General features: G+C 68.9%; 20 protein-coding genes. 12 read left to right on the forward strand and 8 right to left on the reverse strand.

What is annotated here, in order from left to right; all coding sequences use genetic code 11:
• Window position 1 precedes the first annotated feature (1 nt).
• From J4H86_RS00865 to J4H86_RS00880, 4 genes are all read right to left on the reverse strand, one after another.
• Window positions 2–1,777 carry an ABC transporter ATP-binding protein gene (locus J4H86_RS00865; protein ID WP_236541283.1) on the reverse strand — a complete coding sequence of 592 codons (1,776 nt, stop codon included), beginning with the start codon at window positions 1,775–1,777 and terminating at the stop codon, window positions 2–4.
• A complete protein-coding gene (locus J4H86_RS00870; protein ID WP_236541284.1) occupies window positions 1,774–2,319 on the reverse strand; it encodes a TlpA family protein disulfide reductase in 546 nt (181 codons plus the stop codon). The genes J4H86_RS00865 and J4H86_RS00870 overlap by 4 nt, the downstream gene beginning before the upstream one ends.
• Window positions 2,320–2,449: 130 nt before the next feature.
• Window positions 2,450–2,659 carry a hypothetical protein gene (locus J4H86_RS00875; RefSeq protein WP_236541285.1) on the reverse strand — a complete coding sequence of 70 codons (210 nt, stop codon included), beginning with the start codon at window positions 2,657–2,659 and terminating at the stop codon, window positions 2,450–2,452.
• Window positions 2,660–3,538: 879 nt separating this feature from the next.
• Window positions 3,539–4,777 carry an ROK family transcriptional regulator gene (locus tag J4H86_RS00880; RefSeq protein WP_236541286.1) on the reverse strand — a complete coding sequence of 413 codons (1,239 nt, stop codon included), beginning with the start codon at window positions 4,775–4,777 and terminating at the stop codon, window positions 3,539–3,541.
• Window positions 4,778–4,881: 104 nt separating this feature from the next.
• Here J4H86_RS00880 and J4H86_RS00885 point away from each other — a divergent pair, with 104 nt between their 5' ends.
• From J4H86_RS00885 to J4H86_RS00910, 6 genes are all read left to right on the forward strand, one after another.
• A complete protein-coding gene (locus tag J4H86_RS00885; protein WP_236541287.1) occupies window positions 4,882–7,350 on the forward strand; it encodes a family 16 glycoside hydrolase in 2,469 nt (822 codons plus the stop codon).
• Window positions 7,351–7,466: 116 nt separating this feature from the next.
• A complete protein-coding gene (locus tag J4H86_RS00890; protein WP_236541288.1) occupies window positions 7,467–8,756 on the forward strand; it encodes an ABC transporter substrate-binding protein in 1,290 nt (429 codons plus the stop codon).
• A 10-nt stretch (window positions 8,757–8,766) separates the two neighbouring features.
• The gene (locus J4H86_RS00895; protein ID WP_236541289.1) at window positions 8,767–9,705 is read left to right on the forward strand and encodes a carbohydrate ABC transporter permease; all 939 of its coding nucleotides are present in this window, start codon (window positions 8,767–8,769) and stop codon (window positions 9,703–9,705) included.
• Window positions 9,706–9,772: 67 nt separating this feature from the next.
• Window positions 9,773–10,591, forward strand: a complete 819-nt coding sequence (locus tag J4H86_RS00900; protein WP_236541290.1) for a carbohydrate ABC transporter permease — start codon at window positions 9,773–9,775, stop codon at window positions 10,589–10,591.
• A complete protein-coding gene (locus J4H86_RS00905) occupies window positions 10,588–11,592 on the forward strand; it encodes a Gfo/Idh/MocA family protein (protein WP_236541291.1) in 1,005 nt (334 codons plus the stop codon). The genes J4H86_RS00900 and J4H86_RS00905 overlap by 4 nt, the downstream gene beginning before the upstream one ends.
• 2 nt (window positions 11,593–11,594) lie before the next feature.
• The gene (locus J4H86_RS00910) at window positions 11,595–12,578 is read left to right on the forward strand and encodes a Gfo/Idh/MocA family protein (RefSeq protein WP_236543850.1); all 984 of its coding nucleotides are present in this window, start codon (window positions 11,595–11,597) and stop codon (window positions 12,576–12,578) included.
• A gap of 131 nt (window positions 12,579–12,709) precedes the next feature.
• Here the strand turns inward: J4H86_RS00910 and J4H86_RS00915 are convergent, their stop codons facing one another.
• Together J4H86_RS00915 and wrbA are read right to left on the reverse strand one after the other, a co-directional pair.
• Complete coding sequence (locus J4H86_RS00915; protein ID WP_236541292.1) at window positions 12,710–14,287, reverse strand: MFS transporter; 1,578 nt, start codon at window positions 14,285–14,287, stop codon at window positions 12,710–12,712.
• Entirely contained in the window at window positions 14,284–14,910 is a 627-nt protein-coding gene (gene wrbA, locus J4H86_RS00920; RefSeq protein ID WP_236541293.1) for an NAD(P)H:quinone oxidoreductase, read from the reverse strand. Before wrbA ends, J4H86_RS00915 begins: the two co-directional genes overlap by 4 nt.
• A 275-nt stretch (window positions 14,911–15,185) precedes the next feature.
• Here wrbA and J4H86_RS00925 point away from each other — a divergent pair, with 275 nt between their 5' ends.
• From J4H86_RS00925 to J4H86_RS00935, 3 genes are all read left to right on the forward strand, one after another.
• Window positions 15,186–17,123 (forward strand): ABC transporter ATP-binding protein, encoded by a 1,938-nt coding sequence (locus J4H86_RS00925; protein WP_236541294.1) that lies wholly within the window; start codon window positions 15,186–15,188, stop codon window positions 17,121–17,123.
• A 312-nt stretch (window positions 17,124–17,435) separates the two neighbouring features.
• Window positions 17,436–18,503 (forward strand): permease, encoded by a 1,068-nt coding sequence (locus tag J4H86_RS00930; protein WP_236541295.1) that lies wholly within the window; start codon window positions 17,436–17,438, stop codon window positions 18,501–18,503.
• Window positions 18,491–19,309, forward strand: a complete 819-nt coding sequence (locus tag J4H86_RS00935) for a TIGR03943 family putative permease subunit (protein ID WP_330932468.1) — start codon at window positions 18,491–18,493, stop codon at window positions 19,307–19,309. Before J4H86_RS00930 ends, J4H86_RS00935 begins: the two co-directional genes overlap by 13 nt.
• Window positions 19,310–19,336: 27 nt before the next feature.
• On the opposite strand, the gene J4H86_RS00940 is transcribed toward J4H86_RS00935, so the two are convergent.
• Together J4H86_RS00940 and J4H86_RS00945 are read right to left on the reverse strand one after the other, a co-directional pair.
• The gene (locus J4H86_RS00940; RefSeq protein ID WP_236541296.1) at window positions 19,337–19,546 is read right to left on the reverse strand and encodes a hypothetical protein; all 210 of its coding nucleotides are present in this window, start codon (window positions 19,544–19,546) and stop codon (window positions 19,337–19,339) included.
• A gap of 128 nt (window positions 19,547–19,674) precedes the next feature.
• Complete coding sequence (locus J4H86_RS00945; protein WP_236541297.1) at window positions 19,675–20,298, reverse strand: TetR/AcrR family transcriptional regulator; 624 nt, start codon at window positions 20,296–20,298, stop codon at window positions 19,675–19,677.
• A gap of 78 nt (window positions 20,299–20,376) precedes the next feature.
• Here J4H86_RS00945 and J4H86_RS00950 point away from each other — a divergent pair, with 78 nt between their 5' ends.
• The 3 genes from J4H86_RS00950 (at window position 20,377) to J4H86_RS00955 (ending at window position 24,231) form a co-directional block, all read left to right on the forward strand.
• Window positions 20,377–22,854 carry a PEP/pyruvate-binding domain-containing protein gene (locus tag J4H86_RS00950; protein ID WP_236541298.1) on the forward strand — a complete coding sequence of 826 codons (2,478 nt, stop codon included), beginning with the start codon at window positions 20,377–20,379 and terminating at the stop codon, window positions 22,852–22,854.
• 203 nt (window positions 22,855–23,057) lie between these two features.
• A complete protein-coding gene (locus tag J4H86_RS27540; RefSeq protein ID WP_394356432.1) occupies window positions 23,058–23,237 on the forward strand; it encodes a YDG/SRA domain-containing protein in 180 nt (59 codons plus the stop codon).
• Window positions 23,238–23,556: 319 nt separating this feature from the next.
• A complete protein-coding gene (locus tag J4H86_RS00955; RefSeq protein ID WP_236541299.1) occupies window positions 23,557–24,231 on the forward strand; it encodes a DJ-1/PfpI family protein in 675 nt (224 codons plus the stop codon).
• The last annotated feature ends 43 nt before the right edge of the window (window positions 24,232–24,274 follow it).

Genomic DNA, 24,274 nt, shown 5'->3' on the forward strand with positions numbered 1-24,274 from the left:
CCTATTTCTGGTAGCCGGAGGCCTGCAGCGAGAACAGGTGCGCGTAGACCCCCTGGGTGGACATGAGTTCGTCGTGGGTGCCCTCCTCCGTGATGGCGCCGTCCTCCAGAACCAGGAGCCGATCAGCGTCGCGCACCACGCCCAGACGGTGTGAGATCAGCAGGCTGGCCTGGCCACGGCGCAGGTGACGCAGCCGTGAGTGCACCTCGTACTCGGCTTCGGCGTCCAGACCGGAGCTCGGCTCGTCCAGGATGACCAGGTCCCGTTCACCACGGAGCAGCGCGCGGGCGATCGCCACCCGTTGCCCCTGGCCACCGGACAGATAGACACCCTCGGACTCCTCTCCGTCCTGGAAGAAGGAGCGCGTGACCAGCGAGTCGTAGCCTCGGGGGAGCTCGCGCAGCATCGAGTCCGCCCCGGCGTTCTCGGCGGCGGTGGTGATGGCGGAACGGTCCTCCAACAGCGACAGCTCGCCGAGGCCGATGTTCTCGCCCGCCGTCATCTCGTAGACCATGAAGTCCTGGAACACGGTCGTGATCCGTTCGCGCAGGAGCTCCGGATCCACGTCGCGCAGGTCCACCCCGTTCCAGAGGATCGCGCCGTGGGTCGGGTCGTAGAACCGGCAGAGCAGCTTGACGAGCGTGGACTTCCCGGCCCCGTTCTTGCCGACCAGACCGGTGCTCCCGCCGAAGGGGACGGTCAGCGAGACCCCGCGTAGCACCCAGGGGTGCTCGGGGCCGTAGCGGAACCACACGTCCCGGAACTCGATCGCGCCCGGAGGCGGGGGTGGGGGGAGAGCACCGACGGGCATCTCCGGTTCGACGGTCACCACGTGCCGGTAGTGGGCGAACATCAACAGCTCGTGGTGCGCCAGCGCGACCTGGGTGACCAGGGTGCCCAGAGACGACTGCACGCCGGCGACCGCGGCGATGAAGAGCGCGACGTCACCGGGGGTGAGAACTCCGGAGCTCGCCTGGGCGATCGCCCACACCAGCCCCGCCCCGGAGATCAGTGCGGAGACGACACCAAGAAGGGTCTGCACCGCCAGGGTGCGCCGGTCGATCCGGCGTTCCTCGGCGTTGGCGGTCTGGCGCTCGGTCATCATCCGACCGTGGAGGAACCCACCGAGCCCGAAGAGGCGGGTCTCCTTGGCCGCGGTGACGCTGCTCATGAGGTCGCTGTAGACGAGTTCGCGGCGTTCCACGGGGCCGATGCGCCACAACATCGCGGCCCTGCGTCGGGACAGGGCGATCTCCGCCATGAGAGCCGGAAGGGCCCCCGCCAGCACGGCCATCGCCATCACCGGACTGATTACGAGCAGGGATCCGAGGAACCCGAGGATGGTGATGGCGCCCGCCGCCAGCTCCAGACCGGCCTCCACGATCTGGGCCGGAGTCTTGCCGCCCGCCTGGGCGGCGAGCCGAAGCCGGTCCAGGAACGCCGGGTTCTCCAACCGGGCGAGTCCGGGAAGACGGTTCACCGCTCGGTACAGGCGTGCCTGGGCGAGCACGCCCACCCGTCGGCTCAACTCGGTCGTGGAGTAGGTACGTACCTCCTGGCTCACCGCGATCGCGAGACCGGCGACCGCCAGGCCCAGTGCGAGCGGGAGGACCTGCGCCAACGCGCCCTCCCCGGTGAGGAGGTCGATGACGAGCTTCGTCAACCACGCGGTGAGGACCGGGACCGTCGCCGCGACTACGGTCGCGGCGACGAGGACCGCGCTGTGCCACCGGCCCGCGCGCCAGACGATCTCCAGCGCGGCAACGACGCCTCTCACCGCTGGCCAGCACCCACGCGTCCGCCCACCACCTCGTCGTTCGAGGCGGTCAGCACGGTGCCGTCGTCACCCGTACGGCACATCACGGGGAACGCCTGGACGGCGAAGGCCTTGGCGACCGGCCCGTGCGTGTCCTCCACGATCACGTGCGTCACCTCGGACAGAGTGGCGACCATCTCGGTGGACTCCTCCGGACCGCCCACGACGACCGCCATCGTCGGTGGGGATTCGGGATCGGCCGCCGCCGCGGCGAAGCGGGGCACCCACTCGTGGCAGGGGCCGCAGCCCGGCATGAAGAACCCCACCAGCGCGGGACCGGCCACGGTCTCGTGGGAGACCTCGCGGCCGTCCACCGTGGTGGCGGTGAACTCCTCGGGGCGCTGTCCGGGCAGAAGGATGCCGTCGTCGGGGGTGAAGCCGCCGGACATCTGCTCGAAGCGTTCGGTGTGGTCACGCAGCCGGCGCACCACTCCGAGGGTGAGGACCAGGTTCAGCACGGCCACCAGGCCGACGAGGACAACAACCGCGGTGAGGAAACCCATGTGAGTATCGCCCAAATCTGTGTCGTGGTGGGTAGCGGAAGGTCGGGACCGGGCCCGAGCGCCAGTGGGGGACACCTCGCGGCGGGCGGGGCGGGTGGCGTGCCTCGCGCACACCACCCGCGTTCCAGGGTCAGACGCCGCAGCAGCCGGGCGCGCGACGCCAGGGACCACAGCTCGGGTAGCAGCAGGTGCGCTGTTCCCGTGGGCAGCCGAGGCCGCCGCTGCCGCACGAGAGGTTGCAGTTGCACCGGGTCTGCGTGGTGCACTGCTGTGCCTGTGCCGACACCGCGGGTGCGACGAGTGCCAGCAGCCGGTCACCGATTCGTTCTACAGCTCTCACCAATTGGATTCCCTCCTCGGGAGTGGTCGTCGACCAAAGCACTTCCAACGATTCTCATCGTGTGTCTTTCGATGGAATTACTCGGAGAGAGGTGTGTCGCGAAGAGCGAGCGTGGAATTGGTGGATCCGGTAATGGTGGACGCGAGGTCGGTGCTCGGAGTTGTTCCCGTGACCCCGAATCCCGCGTCCCCAATTCCGTGCTGGTGGTGCGGCCTGCCGTGAACGCACCACCACATACCGCCGACGCGCTCGCGTCTTAGGCACAGCACCCGCTGGTCGACCAAGGTGTACAGGTCCCGGGGTTACAGCAGACCTGGCGCTCCTGCGGGCACCCCAGTCCACCGCTGCCACACTGGCGGGAACAGTTGCACCGTGTGAAAGTCCGGCATGCCTGTGCCTTCGCTTCCGCGGACACCTTGGGCAGCGCCAAACTCAACAAACGGTCGCCGAGGCGTTCCATCACACCGACCATAAAGCCATCCCTTCTTTCTGCCGCTTATCGGCGTGTTGCGCAATACTGGAAATGATCATTCAGCGCAACGATTAAACTATGAATCGGCGGCTCAGGGATGTCAATAGTTTGATGCTGGCCGCCCTGGGGCGTGGATTCGACGTTTGGATTTCGGCTGTCGTCGATTCGTGGACCCGGTGTGGACTCGGAGCTTGTCAGGCCGTCATGTTCGCGTGCCGGGTTGACGTGTCCCGCTCTGGGCGCCCGGTGCGGTGGCACCCACGGGTAGGACGGGACAAGTTCCGGACATCAATGGGATCCTCCGTAACTCCCTGCGCACCGTGCTCGGATCCTCACAGGAATGGGACCGCTCGCGGCATTAGGTCGGGGGTGGAGGCGGACTATCGGGGCCGGTGGCTCAGGAGGGCTCAGGGGAGCGTGCCCCGCGCGATCTCCTCGGCGGCCGTGGTGGAATACGACGGCGCGTAGGTGTCCAGGAGGCGTCGCTCGGCGTCGGCGAGGGCGAGCCGTAGCGCCCCGAGGGTCACGGCGTCGTCGGCGAGCGTCGACAGACGCAGGATGGGCGCCACCAGTGTGCGACGGGCGAGGTGTCGGGACACCGAATCCAGTACGACGTCGCCCGCTCTGGTGATCCCACCACCGAGGACCACGATCTCGGGGTCGACCGCGGCGAGGAACGGGGCGAGCCCCCGCGCGAGGTGGGCGCACGCCTCGTCGACGGCGCGCAGCGCGGTCGCGTCACCGGTTCCGGCGGCGTGCAGGACCTCTCCCACGTCGGCGTAACCACCGGAGGAGAGGTCGCGCGCCCGTCGCAGGATCCAGGACGTCCCCACGCGCGACTCCAGGGGGCCAAGCCCGTCCGGTGTCGCGGCGGCCGGCTCCTCTGCGAGCTCCACGAATCCGATCTCCCCGGCGGCGCCGTGTGCCCCCTGATGGAGTCGGCCGTGGACCAGTACGGCACCACCTACGCGCGCGCCCCACTGGACCAGGACCAGACTGTCGGCGGCGCTGCCCACGCCGCTCCACTGCTCGGCCATCACGGCCAGGTTGACGTCGTTCTCCACGTGGACGTGGCAGTCGACGTGCCGGCCGAGTCGCTCGCCGAGGTCGAGTCCGTCCCAGCCAGGCAGCGACGGCGCGCGCACCACGAGTCCCCGGCGGGCGTCGACCACACCGGGCGTCCCGACCCCCAGCGCGGCAAGGCGCCCTTCCGGGATGGGGACGCGCGCCATGACGTCCCTGATGCCCGTCGTGACGAGTTCCAGCAGCGCCTCCGGATCACTCTGGTCGGAGACGGTGAGGCGTGTCTCGGCCACGATCCGTCCGTTGAGGTCGGCCGCGGAACACTGCACGCGGTTGGGGCCGACGTCGACACCGACCACGTACCTGGCGTTGGCCCGGAACCGCAGGACGCGCGCGGGGCGTCCCATCCGGGGCAGGTCGTGGTCAGCCGTCTGGGCCTCCTCGACCCAGCCGTCCTCGATGAGTTGGTCCACCGCGGCGGTGACGGTGGGGCGGGACAGGCCGGTCGCCCGCATGAGCTCCCGGGCCCGGGCGGAGCCCTGGCCCCGGATCGCACGCAGTACCGCCGCGCAGTTCATCAGTCGCAGTGTCTGCGGCCCGCCACCCAGTCCGGATTGTTTCACGCTGCCCCTTGACCACGTCGCTGTCGACCCTACATAGTTAGGGAAGTTTCTTTAGTAAGTCTAGACCGAGATCTCCGCAGCTTTCGCCCCCCAAGGGAGAGATCATGTCGGGCAGACGTTCCCTGTCTCTGTTGTCGATGATGGCCGTACTCGGGTTAGGTCTCACGGCGTCCCCCGCCAACGCCGAACCCGCTGACACACCGAACGCCGAGGAGAGGACCGACGCGTTCGACAAGGTGCTCCTCGAGGAGGAAATCGGGGAGCCGATGACGATGGACATCGCCTCCGACGGTCGAGTCTTCATGACCGCCCGCGAGGGCACCGTTCGCGTCCACGACCAGGAAACCGGCGAGACCACGGTCGCCGCCGAGATCGACACCTACACCGAGCCCTACCCCGACGGCAACAACGAGGGTGGTCTGCTGGGCATCGCCCTGGACCCCGACTTCGACGACAACGCCTGGATCTACCTCTACTACGCCCACCCCGAGGAGTCCCACGTCCAGCTCTCGCGGTTCGACGTGGACGGCGACGAGATCGACCTCGGCTCCGAGGTACCGATGCTCGAGGTCGAGTCGCAGCGCCAGGACTGTTGCCACATGGCGGGCGACCTGGAGTTCGACCCGGACGGCAATCTCTACATCGCCACCGGGGACGAGACGAACCCCTTCGAGACCGATCTCTACGCCCCGCTGGACGAGCGTCCCGGGCGGGAGAACTTCGACGCGCAGGGGACCGCGGGCGACAGCAGCGACCTACGCGGCAAGATCCTGCGCATCACACCGGAGGACGACGGCGGCTACTCCGTCCCCGACGGGAACCTCTTCCCGACCGCGGACCACGACGCCGACGTGGCCCGGCCCGAGATCTACGTGATGGGGGCGCGCAACCCCTTCCGGATGTCGGTCGACGAGGAGACCGGTTACCTGTACTACGGCATGTACGGACCCGGCGCCGCGACGTGGGACGACGAACGTGGCCCGATGGGCTTCGACCAGTTCCACGAGGTGCGCGAGGCCAGCCACATGGGGTGGCCGTTCTGTATCGGCGACAACTACCCGTTCCGGCCCTGGGACTACGAGAACAACGAGCCGGCCGGCGAGTTCTTCGACTGTGAGGGCGGGCCCGTCAACGACTCGCCCAACAACTCGGGCCTGGAGCAGCTCCCGCCGGTCGAGCCAGCGACGATCTACTACCCGATCAACTGGGACAACTACCCCTACGACCCGCCCGAGCCCTTCCTCTCGTTGGGCAGCGGCGCCGGTGGTCCCAACGGCGGACCGGTCTACCGCTACGACCCGGACCTGGACGTGGACACGAAGTTCCCTGAGCACTACGACGGCTCGTGGTTCCTCTTGGAGTGGCACCGTGACGCGATCCTGACCGCGGAGGTCGACGACGGCACCGTGACCTCCATCAGCGACTTCATGGGCGACGAGTACTGGAACCACCCCCACGACGCGGAGTTCGGACCCGACGGGTCGCTGTACGTGCTGGAGTACGGATCGGGCTGGTTCGGTGACGCCGACGACAACGGCCTCTACCGGATCGACTACCTCGGTGACGCCGACCCCGACCCCTGCCCCCCGACAGAGGAGCCGCCACCGGGCTGGGAAGCCCTGTTCGACGGTGAGACCACCGACGGCTGGGCGCAGGCCGGACCGGGCGGGTTCGAGGTCGACGAGTGCGGGAACCTCCAGGCCCACGGCGGCATGGGGCTCCTGTGGTACGAGGACGCCACCTATGAGGACTTCGTCCTCCGGGCCGACTGGCGCACCCAGGACATCACCGACAACTCCGGGGTGTTCCTTCGGTTCCCCGACCCTGGGGACGACCCGTGGGGTCCGGTCGACGAGGGCTACGAGATCCAGATCTACGACGCCGAGGAGGACCCGCTCTACACCACCGGATCGGTCTACACCTTCAGTCCGGCGGTGGAACGGGCGTCGAACCCGGTCGGCGAGTGGAACACCTTCGAGATCGAGGTCAGTGGCCAGGAGTACACCGTCACGCTGAACGGTGTGGAGGTCGCCAACTACACCGGTGACGGGTCCCGCGGGCTCGAGGGCCACGTCGGGTTGCAGAACCACGACGCGAACTCCGAGCCGGGCGAAGGTGTGGAGTTCCGCAACGTGTGGATCCAGGAACTCGATGACGACGATCCGCCGCCCGACGCCGACATCACGGTGACGGTCGGTCCGGGCGGTTCCTGGACATACGATCCCGAGAACTTCGAGATCTATGAGGGCCAAACCATCGAATACGTTCTCGACAGTGGTTTCCACAATGTCGTGACAACGGATTCCGAGGGTAACGAGATCGCCACGAGTGGTCCGCCGAGTAGTGATTGGCAGGACGATCCCTATTACTTCACAGCGGAGGAAACGGGTACGTTCTACATCTACTGCACCCCGCACGCCGGCGTCACCGATCCGGATCCGGAGAACTGGACCGGAATGGTGGCCAAATTCGAGGTCCTTCCCGCTCCCGACGAGGATTCCGAAGATGGCGACGACCAGGGCGAGGACAATGACGATCAAGGAGACGATGACAACTCCAACGATTCGGACTAGCGAAACGCGCTCCGGATCGCGCACGAGTTAGGACGCGCCGGCGCCGACCGGGCTCCCCTCCCGGCCGGCGCCGGACCTCGTCCGGCGCAATGATCCTCTGACAGGAGATACCGACAATGAACCGACTTCGCTGGGGTGCCTGTGCCGTTGGCGCGGCCCTGTTGCTGAGTGCCTGTGGTGAGGGCACTGATCCCCGTGAGGACTCCGGCGCCGATGGTGACCAAACAGGGCTCGTTATCGAAAGCTGGCGAAATGACGACCTCGCAATTTGGGAGGACGTGATTCTGCCGGCGTTCCACGAGGAACACCCCGACATTCAGGTCTCCTTCGAGCCGTCCGCACCCGACGACTACAACGCGGCGCTGGAGGCCCGACTCGAGGGGGGAACGGCGGGGGACATCATCACCTGCCGTCCCTTCGACGTGTCGCTCGGTCTGTACGACGACGGTCACCTCACCGACGTGACCGACCTGGAGGGAATCGACGCCTTCGACGAGGTCGCGATGAGCGCGTGGGCCACCGACGAGGGCGACGAGTTCTTCTGTGTCCCCACGGCGTCGGTGATTCACGGGTTCCTGTACAACGCCGAGATCTTCGACGAGCTCGACCTTGATGAGCCCACCACGGAGGAGGAGTTCCACGACGTCCTGGGCGCGGTCGCCGACGACGGCGAGTACACCCCGCTGGTGATGGGAACCGCGGACCAGTGGGAGGCCGCGACGATGGGGCTGCAGAACATCGGGCCCAACTACTGGGAGGGCGAGGAGGGCAGGAACCGCCTCGTCGAGGGGGAGGAGTCCTTCGACGACTCACAGTACGTCGAGGCCTTCGAGGAACTCCAGTCCTGGTCGGAGTACATGCCCCAGGGGTACGAGTCGGTGCAGTACCCGGACGCCCAGAACGTCTTCACGTTGGGCGACGGTGCCGTCTTCCCGACCGGTTCGTGGGAGATCGCGCTGTTCAACGAGCAGGCCGACTTCGAGATGGGCGCCTTCGGCCCCCCGCTTCCCGAGGGTCGCGACACCTGTTACATCAGCGACCACACCGACATCGGTATGGGCATCAACGCGGCGACGGACGCCCCCGAGGAGGCGCGAATCTTCCTGGAGTGGACCGCCACCGAGGAGTTCGCCGATCTCTACGCCAACGCCCTGCCCGGGTTCTACCCCCTGACCGAGCACGAGATCGAGGTCGAGGACCCGCTCGCCCAGGAGTTCCTGAGCCTTCGCGACGAGTGTGAGTCCACGATCCGCAACTCCTACCAGTTCCTGTCCCGTGGGGACCCGAACCTGGAGAACCAGCTTTGGGACCTGAGCGCCCAGCTTCTCAACGGAGAGGTGGAGCCGCAGGAAGCCGCGGAACAGGCCCAGGAGGGTCTGGAGCGCTGGTACGAGCCGCAGCAGTAGAAGGACTGCGATGACACAGACCCAGACCTCGGAGGCGGCGACCACCGCCTCCGGGGCTGAAACCCCGCCTCGCCGTACGCGCGAGCGACGCCGTTTCCCCGTCCAGCTCCTGGTCTTCCTCGGGCCCGCGGTCGTCGTCTACACCGTGTTCATGATCTATCCGCTCGTGGACTCGATGCGGCTCAGTCTGTACGACGACGCCGGCGCCTTCGTGGGGCTCGGCAACTTCGTGCACCTGCTCACCGATGACCTGTTGTCGGCGCGGTTCTGGAACGCCGTGTGGAACAACCTCGTGTTCTTCGCGGTCCACCTGCTGGTGCAGAACCCCATCGGTCTGCTGTTGGCCGCGCTCCTGACGTCCTCCCGGCTGCCCGGACGCGCGACCTATCGAGCCCTGGTGTTCGTGCCCACCACCCTGAGCGTGGTCATCGTCGGCTTCGTGTGGCAGCTCATCCTCAACCCGGTGTGGGGGTTCGTGGAGACGCCGCTGCTGGGCCAGTCCAGTACCGCCCTGATCACCCTGGCCCTGATGTCGGTGTGGCAGTACGTCGGAATCCCGATGATCCTGTTCTACGCCGTGCTGGTGTCCATCCCCGAGGACTTCCTGGAGGCGGCGCGGATCGACGGCGCCAACGCGTGGCAGACCTTCTGGCGGGTGAAGTTCCCGCTCGTCCTGCCCACGGTCGGCATCGTCTCTGTGATCACCTATGTCGCCAACATGAATGCCTTCGATTTGATCTACGCCGTAAAGGGCGCGCTCGCGGGGCCCAACTTCGCGTCCGACATCATGGGAACCCTGTTCTTCCGAACCTTCTTCGGGTTCCAGCTCGAACGCGGATCCTCCACCATGGGCGCGACCGTCGCCACGCTGATGTTCCTGCTGATCCTGGCCGGCGTCCTCCTGTACTTCTTCGGCTACCAGCGGCGGGTGAAGAGCTATGAGTTCTAGTGCGCCGACACGTCCGGCCGCTGGCGCTGGGCGTCCCGCCCGGCGTCGGTCGGCGGGGCGAGCCCCGTTGCGGATCCGGGACCTCGTTCCTCACGCGATCCTGCTGTTGTACGTGGTGATCGCGTGCGGACCGCTGCTCATGATCATCATGAACTCGCTGAAGTCGCGCCAGGCGATCTTCGGGGAGCCCTTCGCCCCGCCCACGCTGGGAACGTTCGACGTCAGCGGCTACGCCACCGTGTTCGCCCGGGCCCGGTTCGAGCTGTACTTCTTCAACAGCTTTGTCGTGACGGTCGTGTCGGTGTTCCTGGTCCTGCTGCTCGGCTCCATGGCGGCGTTCGCGCTCGCGGAGTACCGGTTCCGTGGCGCGACGGTGCTCGCCCTGTACCTGGCGCTCGGCATCATGATCCCCATCCGGCTGGGCAGCGTCGGCATCCTCGACCTCCTGGTCTCGCTCAACCTGGTGAACTCCCTGACCGGGCTGATCCTGATCTACACCGCGATGGGCTTACCCCTCGCCGTGTTCGTCCTCACGTCGTTCTTCAAACAGGTGCCCACCGAACTGAAGGACGCGGCCCGGGTCGACGGTGCCGGGGAGTATCGCGTGTACAGCCTCGCCGTACCGCTCGTCCGGCCCGGCATGGCGGCCATCGCGATCTACACCATGCTCCCGATCTGGAACGACCTGTGGTTCCCGCTGATCGTCGCGCCCGACGAGAGCGTGCGGACCGTCACCCTGGGGGCGCAACAGTTCCTCGGGCAGTTCGTCACCGACTGGAACGCGGTCCTGGCCGTGTTGACACTGGCCATGGTGCCGATGATGGCCCTCTACCTGATTTTCTCCAAGCAGTTCGTTCGCGGTTTGATGGGAGGAGCGTTGAAGTGAGCCGGATCAGAGTCGGCCTCGTCGGGGCCGGCACCATGGGCTCGGTGCACGCCCAGGGCTGGCAGGAGTGCGCGGGCGCGGAACTCGTGGCGGTCCACGGGGCGGCCGACGGAACGGCGGCCGCCCTCGCCGAACGGCACGACGCGCACGTCTGCGATGACCTTGACGACCTGCTGGAACGTGTCGACGTGGTCGACGTGTGCGCGCCCACCCACCTGCACCACGAGATCGTGCTCGCCGCCGCGCGGGCCGGGCGGGACGTCGTCTGCGAGAAGCCCCTGGGCAGGACGCCCGCGCAGGCGGAGGAGATCGTCTCCGCCTGCGCGGAGGCGGAGGTGCGGCTGCTCGTCGCCCACGTGGTGCGCTTCTTCCCCGAATACGCGGCGATGCGTGCCGCCGTGCGCGCGGGCCAGGTGGGGGAGCCGGCCGTCGTGCGCCTCACCCGCTCCACCTACCAGCCCGCGAAACCCGGCGGCAACTGGTACCTGGACGAGGAGAAGTCCGGCGGTCTGACCATGGACCTGATGATCCACGACCTCGATTACGCGCGATGGATCGCCGGCGAGGTGGAGAGCGTGTACGCGCGCAGTGTCCGCTCCGCCGACCCCGACTCCACCATCGACCACGCGGTCGCGATCCTGCGACACACCTCCGGGGCGATCACGCACGTCGAGGGCTCGTGGGCCTACCCCAAGCCCGCGTTCGTGACCCGCGGGGAGGTCGCGGGAACCCTCGGGGTGGTCAACTTCGACTCCGACCGTGACTCCCCCCTGCGCCCCCGCCTGCGCCAGAGCGCGACCACGGGTGACGTGCCGATCGCCGGTAGCCCGGTCAGCGAGTCCCCCTACACGACCCAGCTCCGCCACTTCTCGGCCGTCCTGCGGGGAGAGGAAGATCCGATCGTCACCGCCGCCGACGGCCTCGCCGCGGTGCGGATGGCGACCGCCGCGGCCGAGTCGATTCGTACCGGTGCGCCGGTCAGCGTGGAGGTGACCAATTGAGAGTGGGATTCCTGTCCGCCGCCCACGTGCACGCCGACGGCTACTTCGGCAACTTCCGGGCCGCCGGCGCGGACGTGGTCGGAGTGTGGGACGACGACGCCGGGCGGGGACGACACTGGGCGGCCGAACACGGCGTGCCCTGGGTCGAGTCGCTGGACGAACTGTTCGCGGCCGGAGTGGACGCGGTCGTGGTGTGCTCGGAGACCTCCAAACACCTGGAACTGGTGCGGCGCGCCGCGGCCGAGGGGGTGGCCGTCCTCTGCGAGAAGCCTCTGGCCACGACCGAGGAGGACGCGCGGGAGGTGGTCGACGTCTGCGCCCGCGCGGGAGTCGCCCTGATGACCGCCTTCCCGATGCGCTTCAGCCCTCCGCTGGTCGAGGCCGCCACCCTGCTCGGGGAGGGCGGGCTGGGATCGGTACGTTCGTGTGTGGGAACCAACCAGAGCGTGTTGCCGATCAAACACGGCGCCTGGTTCGCCGACCCCGAACTCGCCGGTGGCGGCGCGGTGATGGACCACAGTGTCCATCTCGCCGACATCCTGCGATGGCTGTTGGGAGCCGACCCGGTCGAGGTGTACGCGGTCACCAACCGTGTGCTGCACCAGGACGAGGTCGAGGTGGAGACGGGCGCGCTGCTCATGCTCACCTACGCCGATGGCACCTTCGCCAGCGTCGACGCCAGTTGGAGCCGGCCCCACGACTACCCCACGTGGGGCGGCCTCACCCTGAGCGTTGTCGGCGACAACGGTGTGGTGGACGTCGACGCCTTCAGCCAGCACCTCACCACCCAGGGCGGCCCAGGGGGGCCGCTGGCGTGGCCCCCCTGGGGAAGTGACCCCAACCAGGGGCTGATCGACGCCTTCCTGGCCACGGCACGCGGTGAGACCACACCTGCCGTCACTGGCGAGGACGGTCTCGCCGCCACCCGGATCGCGCTCGCCGCCTACCGCTCGGCCGAGTCCGGAGAACCCGTCCGTCTCGACTGACGGTCCCGCCCCCGCACCCACACGGCCCACTCCCTCCCAGCCGTGTGGGAACGGGTACCCACGCCGGCCCCGTCCCTCCCGACGGGGCCGGCGCCGTGTGTGGGGACCCCCAGACACCGGTCGGGGGTCACTCACCTGGTGTCGGTCGTGGCGCCCGAGGTGTCAGCCGTGGAGGCCTCCTCGGTGTCGTCGTGCTCCGCTGGCGTGACGTGGCGGAGGACGACGATGGACACGATCCCGAGCAGAAGCGTAGCCCCGGCGGCCGTGGCGAGAGTGACGGACATTCCCTGGGTGAACGCCTCACGGGCCGACAGCAGCAGAGCGTCCCCCAGAGGCGTGGGCAGACCATCCGACGCCGCCGCGGCCGCGGACATACCGTCCTGGGCGGCCGCCGCCACCTCCGGCGGGGCTCCGTCCGGCACGACGACCTGGGCCCGGTACACCGCGGTGGCGAGGCTGCCCAACAGGGCGACACCCAACGCCGCCCCCAACTCGCCGCTGGTCTCCGAGATCGCGGCCGCGGAGCCGGCTCTCTCCTTCGGAACGGAACCGATGACGATCCCCGCCAACAGTGCCATACCGGGGCCGACCCCGGCCGACACCACGATCTGTCCGACGACGACGAGTGCGGGTGCTCCGGAAGGGTCGACCTGCGTGAGGATCCCGAACCCCAACGCGGCGACGACCATACCGACGCCGACCACCAGCCCGTGGCCAAGGCGATGGGCGAGGGCGGGCGCCACCATGGTGCTGGCGATCATCACGATGGAGGGCGGCACGAGGACCAGCCCGGCGCTCAGCGGTGAAAGCTCTCCCACCAGTTGCAGGTACTGCGCGACGAGCATGAACATGCCACCCATCGCCAGGGTGGATCCCAGCATCACCCCGAGCGCGGAGCTGAACCCGCGGTCGGCGAACAGACCCAGGTCGAGCAGGGGGTCGGTCAGACGCAGTTGACGGCGGACGAACACCACCCCGAAGACGGCGCCGACCGCGAGTCCCGCGAGCGGCTCCGCCCCGAACCCGTGACCGGCGAGCCCCTTCAGCCCGTAGACGAGCGGCAGGATCGCCGCGAGGGAGAGGAGCGCGCTGAGAGCGTCCAAGCGCTCTGCCGTGGGACCGCGGTACTCCGGCAGGACCAGGGGCCCGACGACGAGCAGGAGCGCCATGACCGGGACACCGAGAAGGAACACCGACCCCCACCAGAACCACTGCAGCAGGACGCCGCCCACCACGGGCCCCAACGCGACCCCACCGGTGAAGGCGCTCATCCACACCGCGATCGCGAATCCTCGTTGCCTGGAGTCGAGGAACATGTTCCGGATCAGCGCCAGTGTCGAGGGCATCAGGGTCGCTCCCGCGACCCCCAGGGCGGCACGCGCCGCGATCAGCATCTCGGCGCTCGTGGAGTAGGCGGCGACGACCGAGGCGACACCGAACGCGAGACCGCCGACCAACAGGAGGCGGCGGCGCCCGATTCGGTCCCCGAGTGTGCCCATCGTGATCAGGAAGCCGGCGATGAGGAACGCGTAGATGTCCAGGATCCACAGGAGCTGGGTTCCGGAGGGATCCAGATCCGCGGCCAGATGGGGGACGGCGAGGTGCAGCACGCTGACGTCGATCGACAGCAGCAGGGTCGGCAGGGCGAGCACGGCGAGTCCCAACCACTGCCGACCGCCGGCGCGCGCTGGCGTCAGGGACGCGGTCATCCCTGGGACTCGATCCCAGCCGTGAGCGCGCGGGCCGTCGTGACTGCGCGGCGTGTCTGGAACGCCATGATGTCCCGGTGCAGTTGTGTGGGCGCGCCCGAGGCGCCGACATGCGACGTTCCGTAGGGGTTGCCCAGCTCGAACTGGATGGGGTCGGCGTATCCCGGCGGGACGATGACGCCGCCCCAGTGGTAGATCACGTTGTAGAGCGAAAGCAGGGTGCTCTCCTGGCCCCCATGCTGGTTGTAGGTCGACGTGAAGGCGGAGTACACCTTGTCCGTCAGTAGCCCGTCGCCCCACACCTCGCTGGTGGTGTCGATGAACTGCTTGAGCTGGCTGGCCATGGCGCCGAACCGTGTCGGGGTGCCGAGGAGGACCACGTCGGCCCAGGTCAGATCGTCCAGGGTGGCGTCGGGGATGTGACGGGTGGCCTCCAGATGTTGTGCCCACGCCTCGTTCGCCGCCACGACGTCGGTCGGTGCGATCTCGGGCACCCGGCGAAGACGGACCTCGGCCCCCTCCTTGATCGCCGCGTCGGCGGCCGCCTCGGCGAGGGCGTGGACGTTGCCGGTCGAGCTGTAGTAGATGACCGCGACGTTCACCGCGACCGAATTCAGGGGCATGCGGACTCCTTCAGACGTTGACACCGTCGGGCGTGCGGCGCCCGGATCCGCCCAGGTGGCGGATGCGGAGCCAGTCTTGGCGTTCAAGCGCACTTGATGTCAACTGGTTCGATGTACGAACTTTCCGCTAGGGGATGGTTCTGGTTGCGGTCCGTTCGCTTCGTGGTCGGCCGTGTCCACATGCCGCCCGTGCCGTTCACTCACGGCGGAACAGGGAAGAGTGGGGGGCTGGCGGCTGTTGCAGCGGAGCGGCATACGAGGAGAGGAGCGTCGTGATGATGCAGGGACAGAGCACCGCGTGGTCCACGTTCCGCTCCTTCGCCCGGGACCGGGAGGCCGCGCGCCAACGTCTCACGCCCGGCATCGTCCGCCGGATCGTGGGGTACGCCCGGCCCTACGTGCGGGAACTCGTCGTCTTCCTGGTGATCACTGGGATCCTCGGCGCGACCGTCATCGCGGGGCCGCTGCTGATGAAGGTCGTCATCGACGACGGCGTGATCCCCGGCGACTTCGACGTGGTCGTGTGGGCGGCGGTGGGTCTCGCCGCGCTGGCGCTGGCGGAGGCCGTGCTCGGCCTCGCCCAACGCTGGTTCTCCGCGAAGATCGGAGAGGGGCTCATCTACGACCTGCGAACCCAGGTCTTCGGCCACGTCCAACGGATGTCCGTCGCGTTCTTCACCCGCACCCAGACCGGGTCCCTCATCAGCCGACTGAACACCGACGTGATCGGTGCCCAGCGTGCCCTCACCACCACGCTGTCCCAGGTGGTGTCCAACGTGGTGAGCCTCGTCCTCGTCCTCGGCGCGATGCTGGCGCTGTCCTGGCAGATCACCCTGTTGCTTCTGTTGCTGCTGCCGGTCTTCGTCGTCCCGGCGAAGATCTTCGGCCGCAAGCTCGCCAAGATCACCCGCGAGAGCATGAAGCTCGACGCGGAGATGAGCGCGCTGATGACGGAGCGGTTCAACGTCGGTGGCGCCATGCTCGTCAAGCTCTACGGTCGACTGGACGAGGAGTCCGAGGAGTTCTCGGGTCGTGCCGCCCGAGTGCGGGACATCGGGATCGTCTCCGCCATGTACAGCCGGATCTTCTTCACCGGCCTCACGCTCGTCGCCGCCTTGGCCACCGCCGTGGTCTACGGGGTTGGCGGCGGTCTGGCCATCGGTAACATCCTGGAGCTGGGCACACTGGTGGCGTTGGCCGCGCTCCTCACCCGCCTCTACGGGCCCCTGACCGCGCTGTCCAACGTGCACGTGGACATCATGACCGCCCTGGTCAGCTTCGACCGGGTGTTCGAGGTGCTGGACCTCCAACCCAGCATCGAGGACGCTCCCCACGCGCGCCCGCTGCCCGAGACGACGGGGACCGGGATCGAGTTCGACCACGTGTCCTTCCGCTACCCCAAGGCCTCGGAGATCTCCCTGGCCTCCCTGGAGTCGGTCGCACTGCCCGAGCGCTCGACCTCGGACAGCCAGGAACCGGTGGAGGACGCGCCCGAGGCGGAACCGAGCTACGTCCTCGACGACATCTCCTTCGAGGTCGGGCCAGGGGAGATGGTCGCCCTCGTCGGACCCTCAGGCGCCGGCAAGACCACGATCACCCACCTGGTCACCCGCCTGTACGACCCGAGCGCGGGGGCGGTGCGGATCGCCGGGACCGACCTGCGCGACGCCACCCAGGAGTCACTGCACGACCGGGTCGGCGTGGTCACCCAGGACACCCACCTGTTCCACGACACCGTCGCCGCGAACCTGCGTTACGCCCGCCCCGAGGCCACAGAGGCGGAGCTTCTCGATGCCCTGCGCGCCGCCCGGCTGGAAGAGCTCCTCGCCGAGATGCCGGACGGGCTGCAGACCGTCGTCGGCGACCGCGGCTACCGCCTCTCCGGCGGCGAGAAGCAACGCCTCGCCATCGCGCGCCTCCTGCTCAAGGCCCCGGACGTCGTCGTCCTGGACGAGGCCACCGCCCACCTGGACTCGGGAGTCGAGGCCGCGCTCCAGGAGGCTCTCGCCGAGGCGCTGCGGGGCCGGACCTCGATCGTGATCGCCCACCGCCTTGCCACCGTCCGCGAGGCGGACCGGATCCTCGTACTCGACGGCGGTCACGTGGTGGAACACGGCACCCACGAGGAACTCCTGGACCAGGCCGGCCTCTACGCCCGGTTGTACCGCACCCAGTTCGCCCACCAGGGGACCTCCGCGATGCGGGTCGACTGAGGCCGGGAGCGCATGCCGTGCCGGCGGTCGCGTGACCACCGGCACGGAGGTCTCCCTCTGGGACGTGGCTCCTGTGGCACCGCGTGCGTCGGTGCGTGTCGGACGACCGGCCATGGCCGTGATCCGCCGGGAGTACGCCCTCGGACGGGCGCCGCACGTCGTCGATCGGGACATTGGCGAGGTGACGTGCTCCCACGAGGTTCTTCGCGGGATGTCACGGTGACACACGGTCATCGACTACTCTGCCCTGAGAGCCGGCCACCCCCACGCCCCGTGTGGTCGGCCGTCGTCGTGACCACCGAGGAAGGACCCGTGGCCCACGCTCGCCCCCACAACACCTCCCGAACCTCCCTCGGCGACTCGTTCGCCCAGGGGTTCGATGATGACTCCCTGCCGCCCTCCGAATGGGGCAGACGCAGCCGACACGGCCCCCGGCGGGCCGGGACGGTGTGGTTGTTCGCCCTGTTGATCCTGGCGCTGGCCGCTGGAAAGACCTGGCTGGCGGGCGACCTGTTCGGTCCCGCGGCCCTCGCCTGGTTCACGATCTTCGTGGCGATCAGCTTGCAGGCGCTGCCGTTCCTGGTCTTCGGCATCGCCATCTCGGCCGCGCTGGCGGCGTTCGTGCCGGCTCACGTGTGGCACCGCATCCTGCCGCGCAACGCCGCCGCGTCGGTCCCGGTGGCCTGTTCCGCCGGCCTCGCGCTGCCGGGGTGTGAGTGTGCGTCGGTGCCCCTGGCCGGTGGGCTGATTCGCCGCGGTATCGCCCCCGCGGCCGCGCTGACCTTCCTGCTCGCCGCGCCGGCCATCAACCCGATCGTCTTGGTGGCGACCGCCGTGGCGTTCGCCGGACAGCCGGAGATGGTCGTGGCCCGGTTCGTCGCCTCGTTCGCGGCCGCCGTCCTGGTGGGATGGGTCTGGGCGCGGTTCGGCCGCACCGACTGGATCAAGCTGCCGCACCAGAAGGTGGACCTGACGGCGCCCAAGGGGCGCGTCTTCCTCGACTCAATGCGCCACGACCTGCTGCACGCCGGCGGGTTCCTGGTGGTCGGCGCGATGGCCGCCGCCACCCTGAACGTCACCGTGCCGCGGGACTGGCTGTTGGCGGTGGCTGAACAGCCCGTGATCTCGGTCCTGGTCCTGGCCCTGCTGGCGATCCTCCTGTCGATCTGCTCCGAGGCCGACGCGTTCGTGGCGGCGAGCCTGACCGACTTCTCCGGGACCGCGAAACTGGCGTTCATGGTCGTCGGCCCGATGGTGGACCTGAAGCTGATCGCGTTGCAGGCCGGCACCTTCGGGTGGGGATTCGTGCGGCGCTTCGCGCCCCTGACGCTGGGATGCACCTTGCTGTTCACATTCGTCGTTGGTTGGTGGTTGCTGTGAACCGGATGGCCCAGGGGCTGCTGCTGGTCCTGGTCGGCGTCGCGACGCTGTCGGTGACCCTGGTCGGGGACCAGTACGTCAACTACGTCAAACCCTTCTTCTTCTGGATGCTCATGCCCTCGGGCGTCGTCCTGGTGCTGCTCGGAGGGGGGCTCGTGTTCGCAGAACTCCGGGCGGCGCGGGCGGAGGACCGCGCGGCGCTCGGGGCGGTCCCGGCGGGCGGCGCGACGCCCGCCGGACACGACCACGACCCGGAGGGCGACGACGGCCACGGGCACTCCCACGACCACGCGCCACGCAGCGCGTGGCTGCTGTTGCTCCCGGTCGTGGTGGTGTTCGTCGTGGCGCCCCCGGCGCTCGGTTCCTACAGCGTGTCCACGACCGCGGGCGGTGGAGCGCCGCCGGAGGCCGAGGAGTCCGGCTACGCCGGGGTTTCGGACCTGCCCGACGACGCGAACACGCCCCACGAGATGAGCGTGCAGGAGTTCGTCATGCACGCCTGGATGGACGAGGACCGAGAGCTGGAGGGGCAGCTCGTACGTCTGACCGGCTTCGCGGTCCCACCGGAGGGGGACGACGTCGGCGAGGGATGGTACCTGGCGCGCCTGCAGATGGCGTGCTGTGCGGCGGACGCGATCGTGAACAAGGTGCTCATCACCAACGAACCGGAGCCCGATCCGGACACGTGGTTCACGGTGGAGGGCTACTGGAACCCGCCGGACGGCGAGCTGTCGGACGTCTCCGTGCACCAGTTCGAGGTCGAGACGATCGAGGACGTCGACTCCCCACCCGACCCCTACGAGTAGACCCTCGCGCGCGGTCGTGCCGCGCGCTCACGTGATGAACCCCGTCCCACGTGTCGAGCGCTCCCACTCCGGTCCGCCAATCCTGGGGGCGAGGGCCGCGATCCTGGTACGGAGCGATTCCAGTCCCGCCCGCCGGATCTCCTCGTAGGTCCCCGGCGGGATTGTGTACGCCAGTTGCCAGTAGCCCCCGTGGTCGATGGCGACGAGCGAACCACGGCCACCGGTGAAGAACTCCACCTAGTCCTCGGGGCGACGCGACACCCGGAACCAGAGCACGTCCATCGGAGGAGAAGTCGCGATCGGGCCAGCCCCGCCGCGGCGCGGCTCGCCGCGCCGGTCGGCGGCGACGGTCAACCGGCCCGTATCTAGCTCGGGGGGCGGGGGATGCGGGTCGGGTCGGCCAGCCCTGAGAGTACGACCTGGGCCGCGAACTTCGCGGCCTCCGCGGAGGTGAGCCCCCGGGCGGAGGCGGCGCGGCTAGTGCTGATCATCGCCCCGAGGAGTGCGCCGATGACGGCGCGCGCCGTCAGTTCGTCGAGCTCGTCGGGGTAGGCCTCGGCCAGGGCCGCGCCGAGCTCCTCCTGGCTGTCGAACAGCCACCGCAGCGCGATCGCCCGCAGTGCGGGAGTCTCCATGATGAGGCGCCTCCTGACCGGCCGGACGTTCTCCGAGACGAGTGGGAGGTCGGGGTGCTTGAGCCCGCGGTCGATCACCCGGGTCAGGTGCTCGTCGATCGGCGCCCCGGGTTCCCGGTCGCGAACGAGGTCGCGAAAGACCTCGAGTCGATAGGGCTGGTTCGCGAAGACCAGGTCCTCCTTGGTGGGGAAGTGTTTGTAGAAGGTCGCTGGTGCGACGTCGGCCGCGGCGCAGATGTCGGCCACGGTGGTGGCCTCGAACCCGCGTTCGTCGAAGAGTTGGAGTCCCGCGTCGATCAGTGCCACGCGGGTGCGCCGCTTCTTGCGTTCTCGTAGTCCCTCGTTCTCGCTCACGGTCCCATCGTAGTAGACGGACTATAAAAAGAGAGTTACTCTCTAAGTAGAGTTCATCTACCATTAACTGGGGGAGCGGTGTACATCCTGGAACTCGCCGCGGCGGGACGCGGCGACATCGACCAGGTCGGTGGCAAGGCGGTTGGGCTGGGGGAGATAAGCCGCGCGGGGGAGCGAGTTCCCGCCGGGTTCGTCGTCACCACGGACGCGCACGCCACCGATGTGGTCCCCGAGGCCGAGCTGATCGAGGCCTACGACGCGATGGGGGGCGGGCCGGTGGCCGTGCGCTCCAGCGCGACCGCAGAGGACCTGCCCGACGCCAGCTTCGCGGGACAGCAGGAGACGTATCTCAACGTGGAGGGACACGCGGCGCTCGTCGACGCCGTGCGCAAGTGCTGGGACTCCCTGCACACCGAGCGCGCCGCCGCGTACCGTGCCTCGCACGGATTCGACGAGGCGACCATGGCGGTCGTGGTCCAGCGGATGGTCGACGCGCGTGTCGCCGGCGTCCTGTTCACCGCCAACCCAATGACCGGAACACGCACGGAGATGGTGGTCGACGCCGCGCGTGGGCTCGGGACGTCCGTGGTGGACGGCACCGTCAACGCCGACCACTACGTCCTGGGCGCCGACGCCCCCACACCGGAGCACGGTTGCGTCACTCCCGCCGAACTGCGGGAGCTGCGCGCGGCCGGGACCCGGATGCAGGAGCTGTTCGGCACACCGCAGGACATCGAGTGGGCGATCGACGCCGACGACGTGCTGTGGCTGTTGCAGTCGCGCCCCGTCACCACCCTGTTCCCCACGCCGGCCCATGGGCCGGACGGGCAGGTCCGCGCGCTGATGGAGTTCAGCCAGAAGCAGGGCATGCGGCGGCCCTTCACCCCGATGGGGTTCAGCCTGCTCCGCACCACGGTCGCCGCCCTGACCCGGCCGGTGGGCATCCCGCTGGACCCCGATCGTGGTCCCGACGCCATCGTCGAACTCGCCGGACGCATCTACCTCGACATCACCGCCTTCCTGCGTGACCCGAAGCTCCGCCGGCGACTCGACCGGACCGTGACGGCGTCGATCGGCAGCCGTGCGGGCGACGCGATCCGCCACCTGCTCACCGACTCACGGTTCGCCGCCGGTAGGGACCGCTCACTCTCACGCCGAGCCGTCGCCGCGTGGCTGCTGCGCTACGGACCCGCCATCGCCTCCGACACTGTGGCGTCGCTGCTCCGGCCCGACGCGGCCCGGCGACGAATCAGCGTCGCCCTCGAGGCGGCGCGCGCGGACCGCGTGCCGCCTCCCACCATCGCCGACCCGGCCGTCCGAGGGCGCGCCGCCGCGCGAATCCAGTTCGTTCGCTCCGTGCAGGACAAGGTGGCCGAACGAACCATGCGGCCGATGACCGGCCCGTTGGTGGCCTCCCTCCTGAGCCAACGGGCACCCCGCGGCCTTCTTCGGGGGCTGGCCAGCGACGACGAGATCGACGCGACCCTGCGCGGCATGCCGCACAACGTCACGACGACCATGGACCTGGAACTGTGGCGGATCGCGGCCGGCGCGGGTGAGCACCGGCGGCTCCTGGTGGACACCGACCCCGCCGAGCTGGCGCGGCGCTACGACGCCGGCCAGCTTCCGGAATTCGGACTGGCCGGGTTCCTGGCCAGGTACGGTCACCGTGGCGCGGCCGAGATCGACGTGGGCGTCCCCCATTGGGGAGAGGACCCGACACCGGTGTTCGCGGCGATCGCGAACTACCTCCGCATCGACGACCCAACGCAGGCGCCGGACCTCCGGTTCGAGCGGGCGGCGCGGGACGCCGAGGCCCACATGGCGCGCCTGGTGGCACGGGCCAGGAGGAGCCGCCCGGTTCGCGGAACACTCGCGGGCTTCTTCCTGCGCCGGGCCCGTGAACTCTCCGGCATCCGTGAGGACCCCAAGTTCGCGTGGGTGTTGCCACTCCCGGAGATCCGCCGCCAGCTCCTCCTCGTCGGCGAGGAGATGGCCGAGACCGGCGCGCTGGACCGGGGTGAGGACGTCATGTTCCTCCACCTCGCCGAACTCTCGGCGGTCGTGGATCGTGGTGACGACCTGCGGAAGCTCGTGGCCGCGCGTCGCGCCGAGTACGACCGGGAGATGCGCCGCCACACCTTCCCCACGCTGTTGCTGTCGGACGGCACCGACGTGGAGGCGGTCCTGCCCCGCCCGCGGACCCCGGACGGTGCCCTGGTGGGCCTCGGCGCGGCCCCCGGAAGGGTCACCGGCCGCGCCCGCGTCGTCCACGACCCCTCTTCCGCCCAGGTCGAACCCGGCGAGATCCTGGTCGCCCCCACCACCGACCCCGGCTGGACCCCCCTGTTCCTCACCGCCGGCGGCCTGGTCACCGAAACCGGAGCCCCCATGGCCCACGGCCCCACGGTGGCCCGCGAGTACGGCATCCCCGCCATCGTCGGCATCGCCGAAGCCACCCAACGCATCACCACCGGCCAGCCCCTCACCATCGACGGCGCCACCGGCGTGGTGACCCTCGAGGAGGAACTGGCGGCAACAGAAACGTCCGTGTGACGATCGAGCCCCCTCTGTCCCCGCTGCCGGTGCGTCGCTCATTCCCTCTACGACGCGTCGGCAGCGGTACTGATGCACCGGACTGGACGACACCGCGGGGCCGTCAGGACCTTCGCCCCGCGCTGCGACGATTGCAATTGTTGCGGTCAAGGGCGAACCACCTGTGGATGCGATCTGTCAGCGGTCTCTGTCAGAATCCGGTCATGGGCGCGTCCAAATCCTCCGGATTCACTGTTGGTCAGACGTTCAATTCGCGGCGAGAGGTCTGGAACGCTGGCATTCACTCGCACCTACAGGCCGGCATTGATGGCACAGGAGTGACCGGAGCGAGGGCCATTGTTGTCTCTGGTGGCTATCCAGATGATCGCGACCCAGAGCCTTGAAGCCCCCCGGCAACGCCGCGCTCGTCACCAGCCACCTTGAGGGGTTACCAGTCCGGGTCGTGCGTGGGGCAAAGTCCCGGTCACCGTACGCACCAACAACTGCCACGTTCAGTTCGACGCCGGAGCGATCTCGCTGACTGACGAGCTGAACGTCGTCAGGCTTGGTGTCGAAGAGGGGCCGCTGATTACAAAGCCGGAACATGAAATCGACGTCGCATACATACGCAACCACCGACTGCGCTGGGACCCCTAACCGGTATCCAGTGCTCGGGCCTCGTCGTCCGTCGTTGTCAATGGAAGTCTGGGTACCGTCTCGGGCATGACCACTCACATCAACGTGTTGCTGTTCCCGAACGTGACCCAACTGGACTTCACGGGGCCCGCGCAGGTGTTCTCGCGGATGCCGGGGACGACGGTGGACCTCGTGGCCGGATCGGGGGAGCCGGTGGTGACGGACTGTGGGTGGTCGGTGCTGCCCACGGTCACGTTGGCGCAGGCCCCGCCCGCGGACGTGTTGTTCGTGCCGGGGGGACAGGGGACCTTCGAGGCGTTCCTCGATCCGGACGTGGTGGGGTTCGTCGCCGACCAGGCGGCGGACGCGACGTGGGTGACCTCGGTGTGCACGGGATCCTTCCTGTTGGCCGCCGCGGGGCTGCTCACCGGGCGACGGGCCACCAGCCACTGGGCGTCGGTCGCGATGCTCGAGCGCTTCGGGGCGGTGCCGACACGGGAGCGCGTGGTGACCGACGGAAACGTCATCACCGGGGCGGGGGTCACCTCGGGGATCGACTTCGCGTTGACCCTCGCGGCGAGGATCCACGGCGTCGAGACGGCCCAGCGCATCCAACTGCAGTTGGAGTACGACCCCGACCCGCCCTACGCGACCGGTTCCCCGGCCGCGGCCCCAAGCGAATGGGTGGAGCGGGGGCTCCGCGACGCCGAGAAGGGACGTGCCGGGGCCGTCGAAACGGCCGCTCGCCGCCTGAAACGATGACGGGCCAGGGAAGGGGACGCCCGGCGGCGCGAAACCCTTCCCA

Origin of the sequence: Spiractinospora alimapuensis, from assembly GCF_018437505.1 — a bacterium.
Taxonomy (GTDB): Bacteria; Actinomycetota; Actinomycetes; order Streptosporangiales; family Streptosporangiaceae; genus Spiractinospora; species Spiractinospora alimapuensis.